Below are 14,630 nucleotides of genomic sequence, written 5' to 3'. Positions count from 1 at the left end.
GATCGAACCGATGGACCTGCACCAGCACTTCCTCGATACACCCTGCGCTGGGCCCGCCTGCTCCAGGCGCACACCGACGAAGCGGAACGCCGGCGCGGAGCCGAAGCGCGGGCGACCGCCGCCGGCCGCGCACTGCCGGAGGACCTCTCCGCCCTCACCCCCGAGCAGATGGCCCGGCTGTGCCCGGTCCGGCACGGCGCCTACGGCCGCATCTGCGCGCGGGAGATGGACCACCCCCCGAACCTCCACCTCGGCAGGGCCGCGGACGGGGCCTGGATCGCATGGCTGGGCACCGCCGAGCCGGCCCCCGTCCCGTGACACCGGGTCGGGCGCCGACCGCAGCCGCAGCGGGCGCCCGGCCCGGACTGTGCGGCCGGGACGCCCGTAGGGTGACGTCGTCAGCCTCCGTCCGTTCCCGAAAGGCCCCTGTCGTGCGACGCGTTCAGCCCGGTGGCGACTTCATCAGCCTGGCCGACTACCTCGCGGACCCGGCGAACCACCGGCCCCGCTCCAGCGGGGGCACCGCCGCGGCCGCCCGTACGAAGGACGGCGCCGACGAGGCCGTCGGCACGGGCGACGACGAGGCGCTGTCGGTCTTCGACGACGTCACCGGAGCCGTACGGGTCATGAGCAGCCGCTGCGGCACGTGCATCGGCCGGGCCGGGAACGCCGCCGGGCTCACCGACAGGCGGCGCGACGTGCTGCTGGGCCGCCGCGACGACGGCACCTACGACGAGGGCCACACGGTGTGCCACTCCAGCCTGCCGGGCAATGCGTACGACCTGCCTCCCGCGGTGTGCGCCTGGATCGCCGAGCACCCGCAGGCCGCTCCCCGCTCGCACGGCATGCGCATGGCCGCCAGCTTCGGCATCCAGTACATGGCCCGCCCGCCGGGCAGCCGCCGACAGATCCGGCGCCGCCCGCCGGATAGGGTCTCCGCAGACCGGGCGAGGACGGGGAGGACCAGGTGGGGGACCGGCAGCCGTTCAAGTTGCAGCAGGCCAGGGACAAGCACGGCCGCGTGATCTCGGCCCGGCAGATCGGCCAGAAGCCTGAGCCGTTCACCCGCCCGCTGCGCTGCCCGTACTGCGAGCACGAGGTCATCGCCCAGCCGGAACAGCCCCGCATCTCCACCAAGGGCAAGCCCTTCACCCGCGGCGCGCACTTCGCCCTGGCCAAGGAGAAGGAGAAGGGCCGCACCGCCGAACACCTGGCCCCGTGCCCGCTGCGCACCGACCACACCGTGCACGCCATCGCCCGCAAGTCGCAGGGACTGGCCGAACTGCGCTCCGGCGGACTCCAGTTGCGCCTGGTGCTCGCCCCCACCTCCGACACCAAGGCCCCGCTCCTGCCGCCGGCCGGATCGCCGCTCCTCGCGCCGCCCGCCGCCCCGGTCAACCTCAAGATCCACTCCGTCGACCCGGCCCTCCCGCCGGCCGTCACCAGCGCCGCCCGGATCGCCCAGCTCCTGGCCCTGTACGGCGACGACCCCGAGAACGTCGAGCACTTCACCGTCAAGCACCCCGGGCTGCGCACCCCGGTGCACTGGAACGACTTCTGCTTCGGACCCGACCCCGACCACCTGGCCCGCCTCTACCAGCGGCTCGCCGCCGGCACCGTCCGCCACCCCGTCGCCGTCCTCGGCGAGGTCACTCAGATCAGGACCACCGACAAGGCCACCTCCTACCGGATCGCGACGGACGTCCCCACCGGCCTGCCCGGACCGCTCGCACACACCGAGGTCTACCTGCGCGTCGCCCCCCACCGCCGGCCCCTCCTGGAACCCCTCGCCGAAGGCGCCCGCGTACTGGCCCTCGCCGCGCCCGACGTCGCGTTCAAGCTGTGGAAGCCGAAGGCCAGCCGAAAGGCCCCCCAGGTGGTGCTGTGGCCCGAGGCCCACTGGCAGATCGCCCACTGGGACGTCGACGCCGCCGGAGTCCCCACCGCACCCCGCTCGCCCAGCCCGTTCCCCGAACCGGTCCGGCCCCGGACCCACCGGCGCCCGTCGCCGGCCCGCCCTGCGGCACCGGCTCGTCCCGCCATCGCCTCGCACCGCCCCACCCCCGCGTCCGCACCGCCCCAGGCAGCGCCGCGCCCGCCCGCTGCGGCTCCGCCCACGCCGGCCACCCCGGCCGCTCCCGCTCCCGACGCCGCTCCCGCTCTGCACGCAGGGCCGCCCCCACCGGTGACGCCACCTCCGCCTGCACCGGTGGAGCCACCGGTCATCCCGCCCGCCGCTCCTCCCAGGCCCGTATCACCGCCGGCGCAGCAGAAACGGCGGTCGGGCTTCCTCGCGCGCTGGCGTCGGCGCTGACCCGGCCCGGCTCAAGCAGCCGGGACGCGAGCAGCCCGGTGGGACGCGAATTTCCCTGTTCCGCCCCCACCGGGCAGGTCCGCGGTGGACGATGTGATCGTGACAAACGGTGACAGGGGTAACTCCAGGCCGCTGCTCCGCCGCGAGGATGCGTTAGCCGCACTCGGGTCGGCAGCTCAGTGGTGGGGCTGCGACGTTCCGGAGGATCCCGGAGCGAGCGAGCTCGCCGAGCTCGTGGACGAGCTGGCCGGTCGGCTGCGCGCCGACCAGCGCGACGAGCGGTCCCGTAGCGCCGCCGAGGCAATCGCCGAGGTCGCCGAAGCGCTGGGGGCCGCCTCTCGGCTCGGCCGCCTACTGCCCGCCGTCTCGCTGTGGCACCTGCGTGCCGCCGTGGAGAAGGAGCAGGAGGCGCGCGGCCGTACACGGACGGCGATTCCCCAGCCGGGCGGACAGCCGCTGTCCGTTCCGGTGTCCTGACCCGACGGGAGCGGCCATCGCGGGCTCCGGGTCAGCCTCCGTCGCTGATGTCGGCAGGCAGTGCCTGCCGGTGGTCGTCGCTCCAGGACACGCTGTTGCACCGGTTCGAGTGCAGCGGGCTGCGTCGCCGGACGTGCCCCGGCGCCCTGTCGCACTGCACCCAGCCCTCGTTCTCCGGGTCGGCGTCGTAGAACATCGCCGTGCACACCCCGTCCACCGGCTCAGGGGCCGGACTGTAGAGCCCCAGCTGGTCGAGCATGGCCTCCGCGAGGTTTTCCGCTGCCTCGTCGTCGAGCTGGGTGGCGGCCGTGAGCAGCTGCACGAGTTGCCCGTACGTGCCCGCAGGCGTGATCGTCGGCAGCGCGGTCTTCGAGGGGATCATCAGGTCCTCCGACATCGAGTTGAGTGGCGCCTTCACTCCTCGGTCGCGGCAGAGGCCCGGACCGGCAATGAACTTCGAGGACAAGCGCGTGATGTACGTCACGGCGGACGGATCGGTGGACGCGTGACTTCGAGTTCCTGGACGACGCTGTCGGCGCGGTGTCAGGGTGCGCTACGACCAGCGGTGGCCGGGGCGGGGAGCTGTCTGCGCGGCAGACCGTCTTGCTCATCATGCCCAACGGCTGCTCCGGCGGCGGGGACTCGCCTTGACCGGGAGCATCAGTGTGAGCGTTCCGAGCCCCTCGCGAAGTGGAGTGAGCGCGAGTCCGTACCGTACAGTTCAGTTCACCGACGCGGGGTGGAGCAGCTCGGTAGCTCGCTGGGCTCATAACCCAGAGGTCGCAGGTTCAAATCCTGTCCCCGCTACTCAAATCGACTTGGGGCCCGGCGCTTTCGCGCCGGGCCCCAAGTCGTGAGCACCGCCTTCGCCTGAGCGGTGTCACTCCGCGACGGCGAGATCTGACCACTGGTCCGGCGGCAGCGGGTACGCCTTGGCGAGCTCGGCGATGATCCGGAGCGCGACGGCGCGATCGGCCTGCACATCCGCCTGTTCGGCCGTGAGCTTGCCCGGGCCCTGGCTCTCGACGGTCCAGTCGTCGCCGAAGAGCTCCATCAGCTGATCCATCACGGAGTCCTCGTCCCCGTCGTTCCGTCCGGCAGCGAGCCGCTCGTCCACTTCGCGGTGCACGCGCTGGAGTGTGGCGGGGTTAGCCGGCTCACCGTTGATCTCCGTGGCGGTTGCCTCGACGCGCCGTGCGGCGCCGTCCTCGGGCAGCAGCAAATTCAGAAGGCTTCCCGCCAGGGCCTCCCGGTCCAAGTACACCTGCACGCTCTCTGACATCTGCGCTCCTTGCGTCGGTTCTGCTCCCCTCGGCGGGGCCGCGCTATGCCGGCCCCGCCGAGGGGCCTCGTGGATCCTTTCAGCCGGCGAGCCACTGCTCCGTCGGTAACTGCACGCCGGCGCCCACCAGATGGGGTGGCCAGGGTGGCAACCGAGGTTGACCAAGATCAGCACCTCTTGTAATATCTTACTTGTCAAAATCCCGAGCGGCAAGGAGAGTCCATGCCCCGATCTGCCACCCGCGCCCAGCGCCCTTGCCTTCCGGAAGCGCGCGGACTCACGCCCGCTGCAGAGCAGGCTCTTCGCGACGGTGTGCGGTACGTGGTTCCCGAGCAGATTCCCAACCTCGTGGCCGAGGTCTTCGACCCGTCGAGGATCCTCCCGCTGGTCGTCGTCACGACGTCGCACCGCAACGCAGACCTGCCGCTGATCAACCTCTCCGAACTCTCCGATAGCCTCCTCGGCCGTGCCGAGGTGGCCCTTCTCGCCGATCAGGCGGCTTCCTGGGCCCTGGACGCGCTGATGCCCGAGAAGTGGCGCACCTACGGCGGATACGTCCGCATCTTCTTCGCTGACGCCAGCGAGGCGGACCCCGCCGAGCGCCACCCCCTGGTCTACGTCACCCCGGGGCGCGGTACCGAGGCGATCCGCCACATCGTCACCAGAGTCCACAGTGTCGCCTCCGTCTGGACCAGCGCGACCTTCGGCGAGCCGGGTGCCGACGCGATCGACGGACGGCTCGTCGAGGAGAACCGGCAGCTCGCGGTCCGGCTCGATTCCGCCAAGCGGGAACTCGCGGCCGCCCGCCGCGACAAACGGGACCTCCAGGTGAAGGTCCGCGATCTCAAGCTCACCGACACCGACGCCTCGCCGATACTCCCGCCCCGCGTGTACGCCGATCCCGACCGGCAGTTCCGCTACGAGATCGAACAGATCTGGCTCTGGCGCTACCCGGAGGCCGAGCGCGCCGAATGGCCGCTGCGCCCCTACCGCTTCGGACTCGACTGGCTCGCGTCCTTCGCCGACGCCCGTCCCGCTCAGCGCCGGGACATCATCGACATCGTCACCGACGTACTCACGGGGCGGGCGGTCGAGGTCGCAGGACGTCAGGTCCGCCCGCACAAGACCCACGCGACAGGAGGAGCGCCTCAGCTCGTCCGCAACGACGGCGCGACCGCGTGGCGGTGCAACATCAAGAACAACAGCCCGGCCGCGCCCCGGATGACGTGGTGGAAGCTCGCAGACGGCACGGTCGAACTCGGCCGTATCTCCATCCACGACGACACCCGGCTGCGCTGACGGCGAGCTGAGCTGAGGGGCGGCCCGCGCATCGCGGGCCGCCCCTCAGTGGTTTCGCAGGAGCATCAACTCGGTTCAAACCATGCGTAATTCACTCGGCCGGACCGTCAGAAGCCCGGTGATTCCAACCCTCGTCCAGTCGCTGGAAATTATCCACAGGCTCTCGCTCATAGCGTCTCTGACGTGTGCTTTTGCCGTCGGGCAGCCAGTCGGCGCCTGCCCGCAGAAGCACACGCCAACGCAGACCGCCAGCAAGGGAGGACGACGACGTGACGAGCATCAGCAGCTCACCAAGCGGGCCCGAGACTCTGTCGCTCGCCGGAGCCCGACGCCGCGCCCGACCGATCCCCTGAGCCACCGGCCGGAGGACAACCCCCTTCCTCCGGCCGGACCGCGGCCGCGATTCGCCCCTCCTGCGGGAGGGGCGAACCGGCCGGCACAGCGGGGGCGCCGCCCACCTCTATCGGCGGCGCCCCCACGCGGCCCGGACCCTGCTGCCTGCTGGAGAGATGTGACCACGACCGTCGCGCCCACCGGACATCCGGCAGGCGACCACTTCCGACGCTGGCCCGCGGAGATCCGCACCCTGATGGCCGGCACCTTCGCCGTGCGGGCCGCCGGATTCTGCTACCCATTCCTGCCCTACCACCTCGACGCCCTGCAGCTGTCCACACGGACCGTTGGCCAACTCCTGGCGATCTTCGGGATCGGCTGGTTCGCCGGGTCCGTCCTGTGGGGCTGGCTGTCCGACAAGATCGGCCGCCGGCTCACCCTGACCGGCGCCATGACCATGGCAGCCATCTCCCTCCCGCTCCTCGCGCAGGCACAGGCGCCGACGGCCGCAGCCGCAGCAGCGTTCGTGGCCGGCATGGCCTACGACGCCCCCCGCCCGGTCCTGTCCGCAGCCATCGCGGAAGGCTTCGCCGACGACAAGACCCGGGCCCAGCTCAACGCCACACGGAACTTCCTCATCAACGTCGCCGCGGCCACCGCCGGTGCCAGCGGCGGGGTGCTGGCCGACCGCGCCGGCATACCGGCGCTCCTGTGGGCCAACGCGGCCGTCTGCGCGATATTCGGCGCCCTCGCCTGGCTCATCCTCGACAACCACACCGTCACATCGGCAGATCAGCCCACCCGGCCGTCCCTGCGGGACATCCTGCGCGACACCCGCCTCGCCGTTCTGCTGCTCGCGAGCCTCGCCACCCTCACCACCGCAGCCAGCCTCTTCTCGAGCCTTCCGATGCTCATGTCCCGTGCCGGGCTCTCCGCAACCGACTACGGCTGGGCGCAGACCGCCAACGCGGCCGCCGTCGTTGCGCTGTCCCCGCTGCTGAACCGCTGGCTCAGCCAACGAGCCCACCGCAGCAGACCCATGACCGGACTGCTCGCCCTCAGCGCTCTCATCCTGGGCATCAGCATGGGAGCGGCCGCGCTCGCCTCGACCGTCCTCGGATTCAGCCTCCCTGCGGCACTCGCCGTTCCCGGCGAGGTCATCGCCTTCGTCGCCGCCGGCGACATCCTGGCCCGCATCTCACCTCCCGGCGCCTACGGCGTGTACGCCGGGATCTGGGGGACCACGCTCGCCGGTGCCGTCGTCATCGCACCCGTACTCGCCTCCTGGTCGCTCACCCACGGGGGCCCCAGCCTCGCGGCAGCCACCACGTTGATCACCGGTGTGCTCGGCGCGGCCCTGTGCTGGCCTCTCGCCGCGATCACCAAACACGCGCCGAACCCTCCACCCGAGGGCCGCTGATGAAGACCACACGCACGGCCCGCGCGCCGCCCACCGCCATCACCCCCAGCCAGTGCCCCAACCACCAGACAAGGAATTGACCATGCGACCTCTGATCCGCAGGACCGTCACCGCTGCAGCCGCCACCGCCCTCACTCTCGGCGGAGCCGCTGTTCTTGCCGCCCCCGCCTCCGCAGTCGGCACCAGCTCCTGCACCAAGAACGTGGCCGACTACAACGGCTGGGCCTCCACCACCGTGAACCTCCGCAACGGCCCGAGCACCAGCTACACCTCCCTCGGACTCCTGCGCCCCCACACCAAGATCACGGTGCAGTGCTACGCGAAGAGCAGCACCTGGGCCCACATCAAGGTCCGCAACGGCGCCAACTCCGGCAAGTCCGGCTGGATCAGCGCCTACTACGTCGACGTGCCCATGAACCTCGACTGACCCGCACGCAACTGCCGAGAACCACCGAATCGGAGGCCGCGCACCGTGGCATCCGCACGAGGCGGCCGGGCGCTCGTCGCGCCTCGGCCGCCCCACGGACCGGAGCGCCCGATGACCATCCTGACCTCCCTTCGCCAGACCACCTCCCGGCAACCGCCCGCCAGCCAGAAGCCGCCGAAGCCCGACCGGCAGCACATCGCCCGCCTGCGCCGCCTCGGGCAGGGCCTGGCCCTGCCGATCGCAGCCATGCCCATTGCCGGTCTCCTCCTTCGGCTCGGCCAGGACGACCTCCTCGGCCGGCTCTCCGCGTTGCGTCAGGCCGCCGCGGTCCTGTCCCAAGCAGGCGCCGCGGTCCTCGACAACCTGCCCCTGCTCTTCGCCCTCGGCGTGGCCCTCGGCCTCAACCGCTCCACCGACATCGCAGGCCGCGTACTGGGCTGCGCCATCTCGTACCTGATCCTCTCCCGCGCCGTCCTCGCGCTGAACCCCCTGCCGGCCGACCAGCTCGACACGCCGCCCGCACGGTGGCCCTACGGAGCACTCCTGGGCATCCTCGGAGCCCTCCTCGCCATGGCCGTCTGGAAACTGGTGGAACGGCGAAGGCGACCGCTTCCGCCGTTCGCCGTCTACGGAATCGTCGCCCTGGTCGCACTCGGCGCGGGGGCACTGCTCGGCCTGGCCTACCCCGTGGTCGACCGGGCACTGAGCGCGGCGGCCTCCGCCATCGCCGACCACGCGGTGCTCGGAGGCGGAGCGTTCGGATTCCTCAACCGCATACTCCTTCCCCTGGGCCTGCACCACGTGCCGTCGGCCATCGTCTGGTACGTCACCGGAGACTGCGGCAACGGCGTCAAAGGCGACGTCCCGTGCTTCTTCACCGAACACGACCCCGGCGCCGGGATCTTCATGGCCGGCTTCTTCCCGATCGGCATGTTCGCCCTGCCCGCGGCGGCCCTGGCCATCTGGCGCAGCGCGCTTCCCGCCCAGCGGCGCCGCGTCGGGACCATCATGCTCCCGGCCGCAGCGATGTCCGCTCTCACCGGCATCACCGAGCCGATCGAACTCGCCTTCGCCTACACCGCTCCGCTGCTCTACCTGGCGCACGCCGTGCTGACCGGAGCGAGCCTGGCCCTGGTCAACGCCCTGGACATCCACGCCGGATTCCTCTTCTCAGCCGGCGCCCTCGACTACGTCTTCAACTTCCCCCTCGCCACCCGACCACTGCTGCTCCTTCCCATCGGGTTGGCCTACGCGGGCCTCTACTACGCCCTCTTCCGCTTCGCCATCACCCGCTTCAACCTCCGCACACCCGGCCGTACACCCGATGACGAGCAACCCGGCCCGCCCATGAAGGAAGAGGCCAAGCTCTCGTGAACCCACATCCGCAGACCGCGTACTACGGGCTCGGGGCGGTCTTCCCCGTTGTGGTCATCGACCCGCGCCCCATCTGGCACCAGCCCGCAACCGGTGCCCTGCCCGAAGAACACCCCCAAGGGCCGGGCGTCCTCGCCCTGCGCTGGTGCGGACCGAACGCCCCTGACGTCAACGCCCTTCGCTACGCAGCTGAAGAGGCCCCGTGCACCGCCCTCGGAAGCGAACTGTCCGTGTTCAGGGACCGGCTGCCAGCTGGCCTCCGGCTCATCGCCATCAGGCCGAGCGCACTCATCGGCCCTTGGGCTGAGCGACCCGGCCGCCGAGTCCGACACCGCTGACACATCGAGAGGTCCTCATGCCCAACCACCCCCAGACTGCCGTCATCACGCCCACCGGCCTGCATCCGAAGCGCCGCAGATACCTGACCGACCTATACGAAAGCCTTCTCACCCAAGACGTCGCGTGGGAGTGGATCATTGCTCCGAATGGCCGGCAGGCCGACCTCCGCACGATCCCGCCCGCGATCGCCGCAGACCCGCGCGTGAAGATCTGCGCGCGGCCCGACCCGGGCGCCGCGCCGGCCCGCAACACCGCGCTGAACTACGTCAGCGCCCCCTACCTCTGCTATGCGGACGACGACGACATCCTCCCGCCGCACTCCCTCGCGGTCCGGTACCACCGGGCGGTCGAGACGGGGCTCGGCTGGGTTGCCGGCATGTCCGCTGACCTGAAGAGGAACGGCACCCTCACCACCTGGGACTGCGCCACCCCGGTGGGCCTGCACGACCCGGGTGACGTGTGGACGTACTGGCCCTCGCCACAGGACAGCAAACCGCCCCTGGGCCACACCATGCTCCTGACCCGGACCGTCATCGCCCGCGCCTACGGCGGACACGGCGGGCTGACGAAGGGGGAGGACTACGTATTCGTGATGTCGATCACCGGCAACGCGGCCGGCGAACTCCTCCCGGACATCACGTATCACTACCGCCACCACCGGGGGCAGTGGACGAAGCAGTCGCGGTACCGGGACAAGGCCGAGTACGACGCACGAACCTTCGCCTGGAATCAGGGCCAGGCGCTGCGAGAGGTACGCCACGAACCGACCTTGATCGGCTAGGACGCCCAGGCATGCCAACCCGTCATCAGCACCGGCGACCGGAGGCGGCAACGCTCCGTGAGCTGGCACGCCCGCCGCCCCGCCAAGCCCTCACCCGGCACCGCAGCAACACCGGGCTCGCCGGAAGGGGCCCGACCAACCGAAGGAGTACCCCTCGCACCAGCCACTCACCGCCCGCACCACTGCCGCAGCACCAGCTCGTACGCGAGTTGGGGACGGACACGGGTCCGGGCCGCCCGACTCAGAACCAAGCAACGATCGGAGGACAGCTGTGAACGACACCGCCATACCCGGGAACAGCGCTGATGCACCTGCGGCCGCCGCCGCGCCGGCACGCCCTCGCTTCCTCCTGCGGGAGATGCGCTCAAGCTGCGCCACACAGCGGATCTACAAGTGGAGCCTGCCGGCGTTCGCCGGGAGGCTTCCCGACGGCCGTACGTACAACACCTGCCCATCGGCAGGCGTCTGCAAGGACCTCTGCTACGCCCGCGCCGGGACCTTCCGCTTCTCCAACGTTCTGCGCTCGCACGAGAACAACCTTCAGTACGTCCTCGACGAGATGCCGGCTTGGGAGAACCAGATGGCCGACGAGCTCACGCACGCCCGTTACCACCCACGGGATTCTCGCACCCACGTTCGAGTACATGACAGTGGTGACTATTTCTCGGAGGACTACCTGGATGCCTGGTTGAGGATCATGCGGAGTGCACCGGAGGTGGTCTTCTACTCGTACACGAAGGAGGTCGCCCTCTTCGAGGAACGAGTGCGGCCCAAGCCGCCGGCCAACTTCCGGTGGCGCTACTCGTACGGAGGCACGCAGGACGAGCTCATAGAACCGGGTCACAACCACGTTGATGTGTTCCCGGACGAGGAGAGCCTCGCCGAGGCCGGATACACCTCACAGGCTCCATCGGACCTGCGTGGCGCCTACGGGCCAGAGACACTGGGCATCCCGGCGAACAACATTCCCCACCTCAAGAAGCGCCAGGGCACCAGTACGTTCCGTGCGTTGCAGCGAGCCGCGAACGCGCAGAAACGCGAGCGGCGGGACAAGCGGAGCGGCCCGGCGTCCCGTCGGCCTAAGGCGGACTGAACCTCGTGGGCCGGGCGTGCGAAGGGTGCGCCCGGCCCCGGCCGACCGTCACGCGCCGGGCATGCGCTCGTCGTCACGGCCTCCGGCGTGACCTGAGGCCGACAGGGCGATCGTCCCAGCGGTATACGCACGAAAGAGGACCTCCAGGAGATGGCCGACGCTCAGCGCGACACCCTCCGCGGCACGTCTGGCGTCCGCTTGCTTGAGTAGGTCCCGGTCGAGCGCGAGGTCCTTGAGCGTGCGCGGGTGGTCGCTGCCCACCTGCTGATCCGTCGGGTGTACGGCGATGGTGCCGTCCACGTATCCGCGCAGCAGGAACGTCGCGAGGCTGGGCAGGGACATCCGCTCGGCAGCGGCCGATTCGGTGAAGTCGAAGAGGACGTCGGCCGCGATGCGGTAGGAGGAACGGAACAAAGCCATCTCCGCAGTGTATGGGCCGGGCACATACACAAACCAGAACGATCCCGGGCCTCCGCCCTCTGACAGCCCGTTTGGGGAACGCGAGCTCCTGTCCGCGACTGCGGTGGACACCACTCTCTCGCCCGTCGGCATCACGTTCAGCGCAATCTTCCGGCCCACCAGACTCTCTCTGCCGATGCTGCGGCAGGACCGGATCCGCGACGGGGCGTTCGAGGTCGACGACCCGCTCTTCCTGATGCGCCTGTTCGGGATCGCCTTGCACACCGTGATGTACACCAACGCGGTCCACTCTGAACGCACTGCGAAGCTCCGACGATGAGGCGAGCAACGGTGCAGGGGCCGCCCCTACGAGATCGGTGTGCCCGCTGACCTCGCGATGGCAAGAGCGGCCGCGCGCGCCGAGCTCCATTCGTTGCTGAGCTCGCGCAGTTCCTTGCGTACCGCGGACTGCCGGTTCTCGGGGTCGGCCCACTCCGTGGAGTAGATCATGTATGGGGTGCTGGCGTACGGGACGAAGCCCAGCAGCGCCCATGTCTCACGCAGCCGGTCCCGGGCCCTGGTCCACTCTTCCTTGGTCATGCCGGAGGAGTCGATCGGAGTGGGGTGGACCATCACCGCACCACACCCGGATGACAGGCGGCGCAGCGCGTCGGCGGCGATCATCGGGCCGAGACCAAACCCCCTCCAGGCATCGGCGAGTTCGGCTTTGTAGAGCACGAGTAGGTCTCCAGCGAGACCAAAGTCGATCTGCTCCTGGAACTCCTCCGTGTAGTCCGTGTGCTCCTCAGTGAAGATCGTCTCGGCGATCTCGGAGAGGCTCTGGGACTCCTCTTCCATGGCCCAGTACGGGTTCTGTGAACCACCCCACCGGACCTTGACCAGCTCGAACTCGCCGACCACGAGACGATGAGGGCATTCCTCCTCTTCGTCTACGTACCCGTCGGCATCGTAGATCGCCTGCCACTTGGCCGCGCAGGCATCACACGGCGGAATGCCGTCCATCCCGAAGTCCTCGCCCAGGTGCGCGGTGACGTTCCACTTCTCAAGGGTGTCCTCGTACTCGTGGTTCCCCAGGGAGGCGTCCAGCGCGTAGGAGAGTTGGATGTTGTCGGGATCGTGGGGCAGTTCGGCGATGTCGCGCTTGCCGGCGGCGGAAGAAGTCACGCAGTCAGCGTAGTGGTGAGGCACGGGGCCACGTCCCTGGTTCGCTGAGGGCCGGGCGGACTCCTCGGACTCGGCACAACCAGACGGGGTGGGGACGATTCGCGGGCGGCTGGTTTCGGAGCTCGTTCGTTCGTCGTGCCCCTCCGTCTTGGAGTGGCTACGTCTGCGGCGCGGCCGTGTGGCAGGGGGCCGTCCAGCAGGTGTAGGTGACCTGGGTCCAGCCGTTGAGCTTGGCCGGGTCGGCCCAGGCCGCCGGGTCGACGGTGTAGCCCACCGCGGGCAGGCGGCTGATGGCGTCTGTGAGGGGCGGAACGGGCTGCGGGTCTGGGCTCGGGATGATCACGTGGTGCCCGGGTCCGTCCGCGTCGGCGACGGCGAGGGTGTCGGCCGGGCCGAGGTCGAGTGCGTCGACGACGACCTCCGGGCCCGGCGCTACGACGATCATCTGCCAGCGCTCCCGCCAGACGGACAGTTCGGCCATGTACAGCGCCGGCAGACCTTGGTGGTCGGGGTGCGGCGCGGCCGGTGGCTGCTCGCTCACGAGCTCTCCTTCGGGTTGAGCCGGTTGTCTGCTCGCCCGTGCCCTGCGGCTCGGATCCGTTCTGATCGTAGTGCCCGCGCGGGCTTGATCGCGGCTCGCGGCTGGGCGACCGCGTACCCGAGAGCGTCGTCCTCGACGGCGAACACGTCCAGCCCTGAACCGGCTGTCGCCGCACGTAGGGGTGGTGGTGTTCGACGGTTGCTCGGCGGCGCGCACTGCGTCCAACGACATGCCTACCCACGCGCACGGCGGAGCGCGAGGCAAGTCCACGGGACTTCGGCTCGGCATCCCGCGCCGACCCGAGTGACCTGTGACAGCGAAGTTGGGACGGCTGACGCCGAAGTCGGGACACCGCAGTTCTGTGACAGCGAAGATGGGACCTGGCTAGGTCGGAGCATTCGCCGTACCGGACCCGCGCCGCCCCAGACCCGACGAGACCGAACGGACCGCCCATGACGAAGGCGTCCAGCCCGCCGACCGTTCAGGCCGCGACCCCGATCCCCCAGGGAGAACCGTGCGACCTCGGGGCGGAGGCGTTCGCGGCCGTCGCCGAGGCCGCCAAGCAGGGCGAGCTGCTCGACTGCGCCCGCTTCGGCGAGCTGCTCCTCTGGGCCGGGAGGCTCGACGGCCCGGCTCTGTTGTTCGACGGCTGGCTCGGCGAGGCAATTGACGTCGGCACCCTCGCCGCCCACATCGGCCGGGTGTGGAGCATGGCCGAGTACCCCGATGCCGCCCTCGGCCACCAGATGTGGCGGGAGTTGTTCGCCGCAGCCGGCTTCACCGCCGACGGCAAGCCCGCCGAGCGCCCGGTCGGCCCGGTCGAGCTCTGGCGCGGCAGCGTGCCCGAGCGCCGGGCCGACTGGTCATGGACCTCCCGGCGGACTGTCGCCGAGGGCTACGCCACCGGAACCGGCGCACGTCGGCCGAGCACGGGCCGCCTGTACCGGATCGTCGCTCCGACCTTCGCCCTGCTCGCCCACAACGTCAGCCGCGACGAGGACGAGTACGTACTCGACACCGACGCACTGGCCATCACCGAGGTGCCGCTCACCCGCTGACGTCTCCGACCGTCCCGTTTCCGTTGTCACAGAACTGCGGTGTCCCGACTTCGGCGTCAACCGTCCCAACTCCGCTGTCTGGTCTCGGTCGAGTTGGGCCACGCCAGGGCTGTGACCCGCGGTGGTTCACGTCGAGTGAGACGAGCTCGGGTCGTACGTCTCGCTCAAGTTGAGGCACTTCGCCGAGATCGCGGGATCGGCTCGATGCCGTGGCCTGAGGTGTCTCGCTCAACCTGGACCATCAGGGGCAAATGGCTCGGGGCGAGCGGGACTGGCCCACCTTCAGCGAGACCGGACATCCGCTGTCA

17 protein-coding genes and 1 tRNA gene are annotated in these 14,630 nt (G+C 70.2%); 13 read left to right on the top strand and 5 right to left on the bottom strand.

The genetic code is table 11. The features are described 5' to 3' along the window. Window positions 1-168 precede the first annotated feature (168 nt). The 4 genes from AB0M67_RS18405 (at window position 169) to AB0M67_RS18390 (ending at window position 2,791) form a co-directional block, all read left to right on the top strand. Complete coding sequence (locus AB0M67_RS18405) at window positions 169-318, top strand: hypothetical protein (RefSeq protein ID WP_365746574.1); 150 nt, start codon at window positions 169-171, stop codon at window positions 316-318. 113 nt (window positions 319-431) lie between these two features. Next, window positions 432-1,025 carry a hypothetical protein gene (locus AB0M67_RS18400; protein WP_365746571.1) on the top strand — a complete coding sequence of 198 codons (594 nt, stop codon included), beginning with the start codon at window positions 432-434 and terminating at the stop codon, window positions 1,023-1,025. Beyond that, a complete protein-coding gene (locus AB0M67_RS18395) occupies window positions 968-2,314 on the top strand; it encodes a hypothetical protein (protein ID WP_365746569.1) in 1,347 nt (448 codons plus the stop codon). The genes AB0M67_RS18400 and AB0M67_RS18395 overlap by 58 nt, the downstream gene beginning before the upstream one ends. A gap of 99 nt (window positions 2,315-2,413) precedes the next feature. Then, entirely contained in the window at window positions 2,414-2,791 is a 378-nt protein-coding gene (locus AB0M67_RS18390; protein WP_365746568.1) for a hypothetical protein, read from the top strand. A 31-nt stretch (window positions 2,792-2,822) separates the two neighbouring features. On the opposite strand, the gene AB0M67_RS18385 is transcribed toward AB0M67_RS18390, so the two are convergent. Then, window positions 2,823-3,188, bottom strand: coding sequence for a hypothetical protein (locus AB0M67_RS18385; RefSeq protein WP_365746566.1), 366 nt, complete (start codon window positions 3,186-3,188; stop codon window positions 2,823-2,825). Window positions 3,189-3,524: 336 nt separating this feature from the next. Between AB0M67_RS18385 and AB0M67_RS18380 the strand changes: the two genes are divergently transcribed. Then, a tRNA-Met gene (locus tag AB0M67_RS18380) sits at window positions 3,525-3,598 on the top strand. 73 nt (window positions 3,599-3,671) lie between these two features. On the opposite strand, the gene AB0M67_RS18375 is transcribed toward AB0M67_RS18380, so the two are convergent. Further along, window positions 3,672-4,073 carry a hypothetical protein gene (locus AB0M67_RS18375; RefSeq protein WP_365746564.1) on the bottom strand — a complete coding sequence of 134 codons (402 nt, stop codon included), beginning with the start codon at window positions 4,071-4,073 and terminating at the stop codon, window positions 3,672-3,674. Window positions 4,074-4,295: 222 nt separating this feature from the next. On the opposite strand from AB0M67_RS18375, the gene AB0M67_RS18370 reads away from it, so the two are divergent. The 6 genes from AB0M67_RS18370 (at window position 4,296) to AB0M67_RS18345 (ending at window position 11,139) form a co-directional block, all read left to right on the top strand. Next, on the top strand, window positions 4,296-5,372 hold the full coding sequence (locus AB0M67_RS18370) for a hypothetical protein (protein WP_365746562.1): 1,077 nt from the start codon (window positions 4,296-4,298) through the stop codon (window positions 5,370-5,372). Between the two features lie 511 nt (window positions 5,373-5,883). Beyond that, window positions 5,884-7,125 carry an MFS transporter gene (locus tag AB0M67_RS18365; RefSeq protein WP_365746561.1) on the top strand — a complete coding sequence of 414 codons (1,242 nt, stop codon included), beginning with the start codon at window positions 5,884-5,886 and terminating at the stop codon, window positions 7,123-7,125. An 82-nt stretch (window positions 7,126-7,207) separates the two neighbouring features. After that, window positions 7,208-7,552: an SH3 domain-containing protein gene (locus tag AB0M67_RS18360; RefSeq protein ID WP_365746559.1), complete on the top strand. Its 345-nt coding sequence runs from the start codon at window positions 7,208-7,210 to the stop codon at window positions 7,550-7,552. A gap of 111 nt (window positions 7,553-7,663) precedes the next feature. Then, window positions 7,664-8,926 carry a PTS transporter subunit EIIC gene (locus AB0M67_RS18355; protein ID WP_365746557.1) on the top strand — a complete coding sequence of 421 codons (1,263 nt, stop codon included), beginning with the start codon at window positions 7,664-7,666 and terminating at the stop codon, window positions 8,924-8,926. Between the two features lie 355 nt (window positions 8,927-9,281). After that, window positions 9,282-10,046 carry a glycosyltransferase family A protein gene (locus tag AB0M67_RS18350; RefSeq protein ID WP_365746555.1) on the top strand — a complete coding sequence of 255 codons (765 nt, stop codon included), beginning with the start codon at window positions 9,282-9,284 and terminating at the stop codon, window positions 10,044-10,046. Window positions 10,047-10,404: 358 nt separating this feature from the next. Continuing rightward, on the top strand, window positions 10,405-11,139 hold the full coding sequence (locus AB0M67_RS18345) for a hypothetical protein (protein ID WP_365746553.1): 735 nt from the start codon (window positions 10,405-10,407) through the stop codon (window positions 11,137-11,139). A gap of 48 nt (window positions 11,140-11,187) precedes the next feature. Here AB0M67_RS18345 and AB0M67_RS18340 read toward each other — a convergent pair whose 3' ends face one another. Beyond that, a complete protein-coding gene (locus AB0M67_RS18340; RefSeq protein WP_365746551.1) occupies window positions 11,188-11,559 on the bottom strand; it encodes a hypothetical protein in 372 nt (123 codons plus the stop codon). A gap of 103 nt (window positions 11,560-11,662) precedes the next feature. Between AB0M67_RS18340 and AB0M67_RS18335 the strand changes: the two genes are divergently transcribed. After that, entirely contained in the window at window positions 11,663-11,878 is a 216-nt protein-coding gene (locus tag AB0M67_RS18335) for a hypothetical protein (protein WP_365746549.1), read from the top strand. 26 nt (window positions 11,879-11,904) lie between these two features. Here AB0M67_RS18335 and AB0M67_RS18330 read toward each other — a convergent pair whose 3' ends face one another. Both AB0M67_RS18330 and AB0M67_RS18325 read right to left on the bottom strand, forming a co-directional pair. Continuing rightward, window positions 11,905-12,723 carry a hypothetical protein gene (locus tag AB0M67_RS18330; protein ID WP_365746547.1) on the bottom strand — a complete coding sequence of 273 codons (819 nt, stop codon included), beginning with the start codon at window positions 12,721-12,723 and terminating at the stop codon, window positions 11,905-11,907. Between the two features lie 157 nt (window positions 12,724-12,880). After that, window positions 12,881-13,264 carry a hypothetical protein gene (locus tag AB0M67_RS18325; protein ID WP_365746545.1) on the bottom strand — a complete coding sequence of 128 codons (384 nt, stop codon included), beginning with the start codon at window positions 13,262-13,264 and terminating at the stop codon, window positions 12,881-12,883. A gap of 452 nt (window positions 13,265-13,716) precedes the next feature. On the opposite strand from AB0M67_RS18325, the gene AB0M67_RS18320 reads away from it, so the two are divergent. Continuing rightward, window positions 13,717-14,322, top strand: a complete 606-nt coding sequence (locus AB0M67_RS18320) for a hypothetical protein (protein WP_365746543.1) — start codon at window positions 13,717-13,719, stop codon at window positions 14,320-14,322. The last annotated feature ends 308 nt before the right edge of the window (window positions 14,323-14,630 follow it).

This window comes from Streptomyces sp. NPDC051662 (genome assembly GCF_040681655.1).
Classification (GTDB): Bacteria; Actinomycetota; Actinomycetes; order Streptomycetales; family Streptomycetaceae; genus Streptomyces.
The sequence above is the reverse complement of the archived record's forward strand: the minus strand, read 5'-3'. Positions and strand labels throughout refer to the sequence as shown.